Raw genomic sequence first — 10,836 nt, 5'->3', positions numbered from 1 at the left:
GTTAGCCCCCTCAGTCGCTCCGCGACAGCTCCCCCGCATCGCGGGGGAGCATCTACAAACCCCTACTCCACAAACGCCTCGACGCTCTCGCGCGTCCCGACCATGTACGCGTCGGCCACCAGCGTCAGCGGGCGCACGTCCACTTCCGAGCGCCCCTCGGCGATCAGGGTCGCGAAGCGGTCGTAGAGGCCAGGATATTCGCGGTTCTCGCCGACTTCCACAGCCTTGCCGTCGATCGTCAGTTCCGCCCCGCCCAGCGATAGCTTCAGCTCGCCGGCGTCGCTCCAGGCGGTGATGTCCCAGGTCTGGGGCCCGGTCTGCAGGAAGTCGAGGTCGGCGGTGATGGTCGCGCCGTTCAGGGTGGTCATGTCGAGGTGGCCGGCGATCGGCGACTGGACGTTCTCGGGGACTTGCAGCCTGGCGTTGGTGACGAAGACCTCGTCGGGCATGATCTCGGTCAGGATCGACAGGGCGTTGATGGCCGGGTCGAACACGCCCATGCCGCCGGCCTGCCAGATCCAGGTCTGACCCGGGTGCCAGCGGCGGACGTCCTCGCGCCACTCGATGGACAGCGTGCGGACCGGGTTGGCCGCCAGCCAGGCCTTGGCCCGAGGCACGCCGGCGGCGAAGCGCGAGTGCCAGCTGGTGAACAGCACGACGCCCTGTTCGCGCGCGACGGCGGCCAGCTCGGCCACCTCGCCGACCGTGGCGCCGGGAGGCTTTTCCAGAAAGACGTGCTTGCCGGCGCGCAGGGCGGCGAGCGCGGTCTCGCGGCGCGCTTGCGGCGGCGTGCAGAGGGAGACGGCGTCCATCGCGGGGCCTTCGGCCAGCATCTGTTCGATGTCGTGGAAGACCGGCAAGCCGCCGAGGTCCGGCTGGCTGCGGCTGGCGGCGGCGACCAGGTCGAAGCGCGGATCCGCGGCGATCGCGGGAATGTGCTGGTCATGGGCGATCTTGCCCACGCCGACGAGGCCGATGCGGATCACGTAAGTCTCCTCCCGCGCGGATGTTCGCGTCGGCGTTTATAGTATAAATGCGCCAGCGCAAGCCGGCTGGCGTAAAATGCGGCTCGGCGGGCTTGGGTCCCTAGACCCGCTTGACGCTGATGATCTTCACGGGCGGGTTGAGGATCTGGCCCTTCATCGAGGGCACGTTGGTCGGGCCGTCGGTGCGGCCCGCCAGGATCTTCTTCACGACGTCCATGCCCTGCACGACATAGCCGAACACCGCATAGCCCTGCGCCGCGTCGGACTTGCCGGGCTTGGCGTCGAGATAGGGCTGGGCGCTGGCGCAGATGAAGAAGTCGGCGGTGGCGGAGCCGGGCGCGTCGCGCCCCATCGAGATGGCGCCGGCCTTGTGCTTCAAGCCCGTCTTCAGCGTGCTCTCATGAGCGATCGGCGGCGCGCGGCGGGAATAGGGCTTGGGCTGGCCCTGGATCGAGCCGGCGCCGGCCGCGCCCTTGGCCCGGTTGGCGCGGAAGAACTGGCCGCCGTCGAAGCGGTGCTTGTCGACATAATAGAGGAAGTTCGTCGCCGTGATCGGCGCCTTCTTGTCCTCCAGTTCGACGATGATGGTCCCCTTTTCGGTCTCGATCGCCACGCGCGGCTTGCCGGCGGCGAGGGCGGGCGAGGCGGCCCCGGCGAAAAGAGGGACTGCGGCCAGGGCGCCGACCAGGGCGCGACGGGCGATCTTCGAGACGGTCATGGCGGCTCCTCTTCCTCTTCCGGCGTGATGGCATATCGCGGCCGCGCCGTCATCGCGCGCGTCGCGCCTCGCATTGTGGAAACCGGTCCCAAAAAAGTGACCGCTCCCAGATTTCCTGCATCGCAAGAGTCACGTTCGCTGAGTTAGGGTCCTGCTTGACCGCGGGGAAACGCGGCGTTCAGGGAAGGGAATTCATCGATGGGGGCTGACAGCCAAGCCGCGCCCGCCCAGGGGAAAACGGGCAAGGGGCGCGATGCGCTGGTGATCGGGGCGTCCTCGCTCGGCACCGTGTTCGAGTGGTACGACTTCTATCTCTATGGCTCGCTGGCGGTGATCATCACCGGCCACTTCTTCTCGGGCGTCAACGAGACCACCGGCTTCATCCTGGCCCTGCTGGCCTTCGCCGCCGGCTTTGCGATCCGGCCTCTCGGCGCGGTGATCTTTGGACGACTCGGCGACATCTGGGGCCGCAAGAACACCTTCCTGATCACCATGCTGCTGATGGGCGTCTCGACTTTCGTGGTCGGCCTGCTGCCATCCTACGAGCAGATCGGCGTCGCCGCGCCGATCGCCCTGATCGTCATGCGCCTGGTGCAGGGCCTGGCCCTGGGCGGTGAGTACGGTGGGGCGGCCACCTATGTGGCCGAGCACGCGCCGGAGGGGCGCCGCGGCTTCTACACCAGCTGGATCCAGACCACGGCCACCGTCGGTCTCTTCCTGTCGCTGCTGGTCATCCTGGCCACCCGCACCTGGATGGGCGAGGACGCCTTCAAGGCCTGGGGCTGGCGCATTCCGTTCCTGGTCTCGCTGCTGCTGCTGGGCGTGTCGCTGTGGATCCGCCTGAAGCTGCACGAGAGCCCGACCTTCCAGCGCATGATCTCGGAAGGGAAGGGGACCAAGAAGCCGCTGGCCGAGGCCTTCGGCCGCTGGTCGAATTTGAAGGTCGTGCTGCTGTCGCTGTTCGGCCTGACCATGGGCCAGGCGGTGGTCTGGTACAGCGGTCAGTTCTACGCCCAGTTCTTCCTGGAAAAGACGCTGAAGCTGGACGGCGCGCTGGCCAATCTTCTGATCGCCACCAGCCTGCTGATCGGCACCCCGTTCTTCGTCTTCTTCGGCTGGCTGTCGGACAAGATCGGCCGCAAGTGGATCATCATCATCGGCTGCGTGCTGGCGGCGGCGACCTATTTCCCGATCTTCAAGGCGATCACCACCTACGCAAACCCGGTGCTGGCTCGGGCGGAAGCGTCGGCGCCGGTCGTCGTCAACGCCGATCCGGCTACGTGCGCCTTCCAGTTCGATCCGGTGGGCAAGGCCAAGTTCAATACGCCCTGCGATGTGGCCAAGGCCTATCTCGCCAAGGCGGGCGTGACCTACACGTCGCAGGACATCCCGGCCGGCGCGCCGACCACCGTCCAGGTCGGCGGCGTCAGCCTATCGGGCTTCGATCCCCAGGGCGCCACGGGCAAGGCCTTCGCCGACGGCCGCAAGGCCTGGGAGGCCGATCTCGGCGCCCAACTGAAGGCGGCCGGCTATCCGGCCAAGGCCGATCCGGCGCTCGTCAACAAGCCCGTGGTCATCGGCCTGCTGGCGATCCTGGTGATCTATGTGACCATGGTCTACGGCCCGATCGCGGCCATGCTGGTCGAGATGTTCCCGACGCGGATTCGCTACACGGCGATGTCGCTGCCCTATCATATCGGCAACGGCTGGTTCGGCGGCTTCCTGCCCACCACGGCCTTCGCGATCGTGGCGGCGACGGGCGATATCTATTCGGGCCTCTGGTATCCGGTGATCATCGCTACGGTGACCGCCGTTATCGGCGGGCTGTTCCTGAAGGATACGCGGCACAATCCGATCGAGGATTAGGCGCCGAGCCCAAAGCAACCCGGCGACAATGCTGTCGCTGGGTTGCCATTCCGCACCTGATCGGCTTGCTTGTCGCCGAGGGGAGCGTTCATGGCGCAAGAAGATGAAGACAGGCGCGCCTGGTTTCGGCGGGAGATCCTGCCGCTGGAGCCGGATCTTCTGGCCTATGCGCGCCGGTTCTGCCGCGACGGGCAGACCGATCCGGAAGACCTGGTCCACGAGACTTTCGCGCGGGCGATCGCCTGCAAGACCTGGCGCGAGATCAGCAACCCGGGCGCTTTCGCCACCCGTATCCTTCGCAACTGCGCCCTCGACACCCTCCGTCGTCGGAAGGTGCTGACGATCACGGCCGTCGCCGACTTCGAGCGCATCGATCCCATCGACGAGGCGCCGGGCGCGCACTCGATCGTCGAATCGCGCCAGGAGCTTCGCGCGCTCGCCGACGCCATCGCCGAACTCCCGACACAATGTCGACGCGTCTTCACGTTGCGAAAAGTGTACAGCCTCTCGCCGGACGAGATAGCGGTTCGGCTGGGCTTGTCCGTCTCAACTGTTGAGAAGCACCTGGTGAAGGGACTTCGCTACTGTTCCGAGAAGCTGGGACGGCGTAACGAACGGAAGATCAAGGTCGACGAAGGGCGCTCATGGAGCGGGAAACAGGATCACGACGCGAAGCGGTAAGGCAGGCCGCCGCCCTCTGGGTCGTGCGGCTTGACGATCCTTCGTGCTCTGACGCCGACCGCGCCGCCTTCGAGGCCTGGCGTGGCGAGAGCTTCGAACACGAGGCCGCCTACGAGCGCGAAGCCGCCGCCTGGGCGCGGCTGGACCGCGTGCGCGCGCTGAGGCCGGGCTTGGAAAGGCCCGACGCCGATCTGCTGGCGCCGACGTCCCAATCCCGTCTGCCGGCCTTGGCGCGTTCGCCCTGGGCGCGTGGGATGGCCGCCGCGGCGGCGATGGCGCTGGTCGTGGCCGGAAGCCTGTCTTTCGGCGCCTCGACCGCCTACGCCACCGCGATCGGCGAGCGTCGGGTCGTCGTGCTGGGGGACAACAGCCGCATTGAGCTGAACACCGACAGCAAGGTGGTGGTCCGTTTCAAGCGGGGCGTGCGAGAGGTCAAGCTGGTCAAGGGCGAGGTCTTGTTCGACGCGGCGCCCGGCGCGCGGCCGTTGGTGGTCAAGGCGGCCGACGCGGTGATCGCCGCCGACGGCTCGACCGAGGTGGTGGTGCGCCTTCGCTCGGACGGCGCGGCGGTGACCGTCAAGAAGGGCGCGGTCGATATCGATCCGGTTCGCGCCGAGTCCAAGGACGACATGCGCCTGAAGGCCGGCGTGGTGGCGATCTACGATTCGCGCGGCTCGCGGTCCCGCGCGGTGTCCGACGCCGAGATCGATCGCAGCCTGGCCTGGCGCCAAGGGGCGATCGCGCTGAACGGCCAGTCCCTGGCGCAGGCGGTCGCCGAGTTCAACCGCTACAACCATCGCCAGATCCGCATCGCGGACCCGTCGATCGCCGATCTGCGCCTGGCCGGCTATTTCCAGACGACGGAACCGAACAGCTTTGTGTCGGCCGTCACCAACGCCTTCCCGGTGCGCGCTTCCGAAAGCGCGGACGGCGCGATCCGGCTGTCGCGGCGCAGCTAGGCCCCTCGCTCGAAGGGCCCCTCAAAAAAGTTCCATCGCGACTGGCGGAAACGCGAAGCTATACCGTCGATCCCGAGAAGACGCTTTCCCGTCGGGGCTGGAGGCGTCGATAGGGATCTATAAGAACAATGTCTAACGACGCGCGTCGCCGCACGGTTCGCGGCTTCCTGATGGCTTCCGCCGCCGTTCTGGTTCTGGCCGGTCCGGCCCTGGCCCAAGGGACCCGCCACACCTTCAATATTCCAGCTGGCGACGCGGTGACCGCGCTGCAGGCCTTCGCCCAGCAGTCGGGCAAGCAGGTGCTGTTCCCGTTCGAGGCGGCGACCGGCAAGCGCACGCCGGCCGTGGCCGGCGACATCGCCGACGCCGAGGCGCTGGCGCGCCTGGCCAAGGCCGCCGGTCTGGTCGTCCAGTCCGACGACGGCAAGACCATCACCCTGCGTCCGGCCCCGGCCGAACTCCCCCAGTCCGCGGGCGCGGGGGCCGGCGCGACGACTGACGAGGCCCAGATGGTCGAAGCCGTCGTGGTCGTCGGCTCGCAGATCGAGGGCGCCAAGACCACGGGCGCTTTGCCGGTGACGGTGGTCGGCGACAAGGAGATCATCGCCACGGGCGCCGTGTCCGGGGACGAACTGTTCCGCTCGATCCCGCAGGCCGGCGACGTCCAGTTCCAGGAAGCCCGCACGACGGGCAACCTCAATGACGCGCGCGGCGACGTCTCGTCCCTGAACCTGCGCAGCCTGGGCACGGGCAACACGCTGGCCCTGCTGAACGGCCGTCGCGCCGTTCTGGCGCCGGGCACCCAGACCGAGAACCTGGTGCCGGTGCAGACCGTCAACACCAACGCCTTCCCGGTCGCCGGCGTGAAGCGTGTGGAGGTGCTGCTGGATGGTGCGGCCGCCATCTATGGCACGGACGCCGTGGCGGGCGTGGTCAACACCGTGCTGGACACCAAGTTCCAAGGCCTGCGCGTCGAAGCCCAGGTCGGCGGCTCCGAAGGCACGGGCTATCGCGAAGGGACCTTCAACGTGAAGGCCGGCACGCGGCTTGAGGACGGCACGCGCCTGACCTTCTTCGGCTCCTACACCGGCCACAGCCGCCTGATGGCCAGCGAGCGCGACTACGCGGCCAGCGAGGATCACCGCGCCGCCATGGCCGGCACCGCCTGGGCCAATGACACCGCGTTCGACAACCGCTCGACCTCGAGCCCTTGGGGCGCGTTCACCCTGATCCCGCCCTCGACCGCGCCGCGTCAGAACGGCGTGGCCCTCACGACCTCGGGCGTGTTCCACATCGAGCCGGTTTCCAACACCGCCGCCGGCTGCTCGTCGGCCAAGCTGCTGGGCGACATCTGCATCAAGTCCGGCGCCATCACCGGCGCGAACAGCCGCGTGCTGCGCTACGACGAGAACACCCAGCGTTCGCTGAAAGGCGGGCTGGAGCGCACCAACCTCTTCTCGACCGTCGAGCACGACTTCGGCGACATCACCGCCTATGGCGAGGCGGGCTACTACCATGCCCTGTTCACCGGCAACCGCGAGCAGTCCGCGCCGCTCAACACCGCGCAGATGAGCATCGCGGCCAACGCCTACTGGAACCCCTTTGGTCCGACGACCCTGGCGAACGGCGCGGTCAACCCGAACCGCCTGTCGGGCCTGACCGGCGTGTCCGATTCCGGCGTGGCGATGAACATCACCAACTATCGCCCGGTGGACGCCGGCGGCCGCACCTACACGGTGACCGACAACAGCTTCCGTCTGTTGGGCGGGCTGAAAGGCGACTGGAACGGCTGGAAGTGGGACAGCGCGCTGCTCTACTCGGAAGCCCGCACCAAGGACATGACGCATAACGCGATCAGCAACACGCGCTTCCAGGCGGCGCTGAATCGCACGGACGCGTCGGCCTACAATCCGTTCAACGGCGGGTCGCTGACCAACTATTCGGGTGAAGACGCCACGCCCAACAGCCAGGACACGATCAACTCGTTCCTGATCAACGTCTACCGGATCAGCAAGACCTCGCTGGCCCTCGCGGACTTCAAGGTGTCCAAGAAGGACCTGTTCCAGCTGCCCGGCGGCGACGTCGGCTTCGCGGCCGGGGTCGAGGCGCGCCGCGAGACCTATGACGACAACCGCGACGACCGTCTGGACGGCACGATCAAGTACACCAACAGCGTCACCGGCGTGACCTACGGCACCGATGTCATGGGGGCCTCAGGCTCGCCGGACGTCTCGGCCCACCGCACGATCGCCTCGGTGTTCTTCGAACTGGCCGTGCCGGTCATCTCGCCCGAGATGAACATCCCCTTCGTCGAGGACGTCAGCCTGCAGATCGCCGCCCGCGACGAGCACTATTCGGACTTCGGCAACGTGCTGAAGCCGAAGGGTGCGATCCTGTGGACGGTCGGCCATGGCCTGTCGCTGCGGGGCTCGGTCTCGCAGAGCTTCCGCGCGCCGAACCTGCCGCAGTTCTACAGCGAAGGGGCTTCGGTCTCGAACACCCGCACCGACTGGGCGGCCTGCCGGATCAACACCCCGACGGCGGCCACCTGCCCCAGCGGCAGCACCGTCGAAATCCGCAGCGGCAACGACAAGCTGAAGCCGGAAGAGGCCGACAACGCCAGCGTCGGCTTCGTCTACCAGCCGCGCTTCATTCCGCTCGAGTACGGCAAGCTGACCCTGACCACCGACTTCTGGTCGATCCGCGAAAAGGGCGTGATCGGCATCCTGGGCGGCGGCAACCAGATCGCCCTGGATTGGCTGCTGCGCCAGCAGGGCTCGTCCAACCCGAACGTCGTGCGCGACGCGCCGATCGGGACGAACACGGTGGGGCAGATCACCGCCATCAACGACGTCTATACGAACCTGATGCCGCGCGTGGTGAAGGGTGTCGACTTCTCGCTGGACTACGATCTGGACGACACCCCCTGGGGCGACTTCGGCCTGAAGATCAATGTCGCCAAGCTGCTGCAGTACGACCAGTCGCCGGGCGCGACCGAGGCCCTGCTGCAGCAGGCCGTCGCCGCCGGTAAGCTGCCGGGCGTGACGGTCACCTCCGCCGGCAACCAGATCGGCCTGGGCGGCTCTCCGGAGTTCCGCGGCAGCGCCAACCTGACCTGGCGCAAGGACGGCTGGGGCGCCGGCGCCTTCGTCAACTATGTCAGCGAGGTCTACGACACCGGCTCGACCCTGACCGGCGGCGAGTACTACCAGATGCCGTCCTGGACCACGGTCAGCCTGTACGGCCAGTACGCCTTCAAGGAAGGCCGCTTCGACGGCTCCACGGTCCGCGTCGGCGTCCGCAACGTCGGCGACAAGGCCCCGCCGATCGCGTCGAACAACTTCGGCTACTACGGCGCGCTGTACAACGCGACCGGCCGCTACTGGTACATGAACGTCTCCAAGCGGTTCTAGGACCAGCTCCGACTTCCCCGGTTCGCCGGGGAAGTCGGTCATGACTTTCCGCGTGCTCGCATGAGGCCGCCCATGACCTTCTTCCGGTTCGTTTCCGCCAGCCTGGCGGCCCTGGCCATCGCGGCCGCGCCGCTCGCCTCCAGCGAGGCTTGGGCGCAGAAGAAGCAGCTTCTCGAGTATCCCAGCATTCACTCGCCGGTCGTCGGCGAGAAGGGCATGGTGGTCAGCCAGAACACGATCGCCACCAAGGTCGGCGCCGACATCCTGCGCCAGGGCGGCAACGCCGTGGACGCGGCGGTCGCCACCGCCTTCGCCCTAGCCGTGACCCTGCCGCGCGCCGGCAATATCGGCGGCGACGGCTTCATGATGGTCCATCTGGCCAAGACGGGCGAGACCATCTTCATCGACTATCGCGGCGTCGCGCCGAAGGCCGCCAAGCTCGACACCTTCGTCGACCAGGACGGCAAGGAGATCGACGACGTCGCCTCCAAGGGCTATCGCGCGCCGACCGTGCCCGGGACCGTCGCGGGCCTCTATCTGGCTCACCAGAAGTACGGCCGCCTGCCGTGGAAGACCCTGGTCGAGCCGGCCTATCGCCTGGCCGCCGACGGCGTCGTGCTCTCGCCCGACGAGGCCTTCGTGTTCAGCTGGGGCAAGCAGCGCCTGTCCGAGAGCGCGGCGGGCAAGCAGGCGTTCTACAAGCCGGACGGCGCGCTCTACCGCGCCGGCGAGACCCTGAAGCAGCCGGATCTCGCCTGGTCGCTGCGACAGATCGCCGACAAGGGCGCGGACGCCTTCTATCGCGGTGAGATCGCCCAGCGCTTCGCCGCCGACATGAAGGCCCATGGCGGCCTGATCACCGCCGAGGACCTGGCGTCCTACAAGGCGGTGATCCGCAAGCCGCTGATCGGCAACTATCGCGGCCTGACGGTGATGACCTCGCCGCCCGCCAGCGCCGGCGGCGCGACGCTGCTGGAGATGCTGAACATCCTGGAGACCTTCGACCTGAAGGCCTCGGGGCTCGGCTCGGCCAAGACTCTGCACCTGCAGGCCGAGGCCATGAAGATGGCCTACGCCGACCGCGCGCGGTATCTGGGCGACACCGACTTCGTGAAGGTCCCGCTGGGCGGCTTCGCGTCCAAGGCCTACGGCGCCGAGCGCGCCAAGCGGATCGACCCGGACAGGGCCACGCCCGCCAAGGACCTGGGCGTCGGCGATCCCTGGGCGTTCGAGAGCCACAACACCACCCACTTCTCGGTGGCGGACGCCGAGGGCAACGCGGTGTCGAACACCTACACCCTGGGCGCCGACTTCGGCTCGGGCGTGATGGTGGCGGGCGCGGGCTTCGTGCTGAACAACCAGATGAACAACTACGCCCACGAGGCCGCTTGGCGCGCCCGGAAGGCGGGCAAGCCGCTGCCGCCCAACGCGCTGGAGCCCGGCAAGCGGGTGCTCTCCACGATGATGCCGACCATGATCTTCAAGGACGGCAAGCCCTGGCTGATCACCGGCACGCCGGGAGGCGCGACCATCATCGACACGGTGCTGCAGGTCATCGTCAACACCGTCGACTTCAAGCTGAACGTGGCCGAGGCGACGCATCAGCCGCGGATTTTCCAGGACGCCAGCGACACCCTGCGCGTCGAGCCGAACTTCAATCCCGACACCGTGGCCCTGCTGAAGGCGATGGGCCACCCGATAACCTCGGACGAGACCATGGGCTCCGCCCAGTCGATCATGATCGACAATGCTCTCTTTCTGGGCGGCGCCGATCCGCGTCGCCCAGGGGCCGAGGCGGTTGCGCCCTAGGGTATTCTCCCACCTCAATCCCTAGGACGCGATCACGGCGCCGGAGCTGCCCCTCCGGCGCCGCTTTCGTATCGGGATTTGCGCGGGATCAAAGCTGGCCCGGACGGACAGGCGCAGTGTGTCTTCAGGCTCTTCTGTTTGCGGTCCAGGCAGGAGCCTACCGCCGCTCGACGTCATCGCCAGTTCGACGTCGGACGGCGGCGCTTCGGGGCCGTGCCCCCTAGGTGCTCCGAAGCTAAATCGGCGCCGGAATCGCATCCGGCGCCGATCTTGTTTTCGGGGTTCAGTCGCTCTGATGGCGGGCTGTCATGCGCGAGCACCAGAAGCAGATATTCCGAAGGTCAGCTTGAGGTGATGGGGTGGACGCCCCCCGACGGCATCTACGTGCCAGAGTGAGGTGTTGA

Annotated in this window: 7 protein-coding genes; 5 read left to right on the top strand and 2 right to left on the bottom strand. The window is 67.6% G+C overall.

Annotated elements, in window-relative coordinates; genetic code table 11:
• Nucleotides 1-62 precede the first annotated feature (62 nt).
• Nucleotides 63-986: a Gfo/Idh/MocA family protein gene (locus tag AX690_RS01450; RefSeq protein ID WP_066683155.1), complete on the bottom strand. Its 924-nt coding sequence runs from the start codon at nt 984-986 to the stop codon at nt 63-65.
• A 100-nt stretch (nt 987-1,086) separates the two neighbouring features.
• Nucleotides 1,087-1,704: a peptidylprolyl isomerase gene (locus AX690_RS01445; protein WP_066683154.1), complete on the bottom strand. Its 618-nt coding sequence runs from the start codon at nt 1,702-1,704 to the stop codon at nt 1,087-1,089.
• A 198-nt stretch (nt 1,705-1,902) separates the two neighbouring features.
• On the opposite strand from AX690_RS01445, the gene AX690_RS01440 reads away from it, so the two are divergent.
• The 5 genes from AX690_RS01440 (at nt 1,903) to ggt (ending at nt 10,432) form a co-directional block, all read left to right on the top strand.
• Nucleotides 1,903-3,570, top strand: a complete 1,668-nt coding sequence (locus tag AX690_RS01440) for an MFS transporter (protein WP_066683153.1) — start codon at nt 1,903-1,905, stop codon at nt 3,568-3,570.
• A gap of 90 nt (nt 3,571-3,660) precedes the next feature.
• Nucleotides 3,661-4,251 carry an RNA polymerase sigma factor gene (locus AX690_RS01435; protein WP_066683152.1) on the top strand — a complete coding sequence of 197 codons (591 nt, stop codon included), beginning with the start codon at nt 3,661-3,663 and terminating at the stop codon, nt 4,249-4,251.
• Nucleotides 4,215-5,210 carry a FecR domain-containing protein gene (locus AX690_RS01430; RefSeq protein WP_066683151.1) on the top strand — a complete coding sequence of 332 codons (996 nt, stop codon included), beginning with the start codon at nt 4,215-4,217 and terminating at the stop codon, nt 5,208-5,210. Before AX690_RS01435 ends, AX690_RS01430 begins: the two co-directional genes overlap by 37 nt.
• Nucleotides 5,211-5,338: 128 nt before the next feature.
• A complete protein-coding gene (locus tag AX690_RS01425) occupies nt 5,339-8,623 on the top strand; it encodes a TonB-dependent receptor (RefSeq protein WP_066683150.1) in 3,285 nt (1,094 codons plus the stop codon).
• 72 nt (nt 8,624-8,695) lie between these two features.
• The gene (gene ggt / locus AX690_RS01420; protein WP_066683149.1) at nt 8,696-10,432 is read left to right on the top strand and encodes a gamma-glutamyltransferase; all 1,737 of its coding nucleotides are present in this window, start codon (nt 8,696-8,698) and stop codon (nt 10,430-10,432) included.
• The last annotated feature ends 404 nt before the right edge of the window (nt 10,433-10,836 follow it).

It is taken from the genome of Caulobacter sp. CCH9-E1 (assembly GCF_001556515.1).
Taxonomy (GTDB): Bacteria; Pseudomonadota; Alphaproteobacteria; order Caulobacterales; family Caulobacteraceae; genus Caulobacter.
The sequence above is the reverse complement of the archived record's forward strand: the minus strand, read 5'-3'. Positions and strand labels throughout refer to the sequence as shown.

Bases quoted from the DNA above. Each gene is read 5' to 3' on its own strand.
- AX690_RS01445 (WP_066683154.1), bottom strand. From the start codon at position 1,704: ATGACCGTCTCGAAGATCGCCCGTCGCGCCCTGGTCGGCGCCCTGGCC.
- AX690_RS01440 (WP_066683153.1), top strand. From the start codon at position 1,903: ATGGGGGCTGACAGCCAAGCCGCGCCCGCCCAGGGGAAAACGGGCAAG.
- AX690_RS01435 (WP_066683152.1), top strand. From the start codon at position 3,661: ATGGCGCAAGAAGATGAAGACAGGCGCGCCTGGTTTCGGCGGGAGATC.
- AX690_RS01430 (WP_066683151.1), top strand. From the start codon at position 4,215: ATGGAGCGGGAAACAGGATCACGACGCGAAGCGGTAAGGCAGGCCGCC.
- AX690_RS01425 (WP_066683150.1), top strand. From the start codon at position 5,339: ATGTCTAACGACGCGCGTCGCCGCACGGTTCGCGGCTTCCTGATGGCT.
- ggt (WP_066683149.1), top strand. From the start codon at position 8,696: ATGACCTTCTTCCGGTTCGTTTCCGCCAGCCTGGCGGCCCTGGCCATC.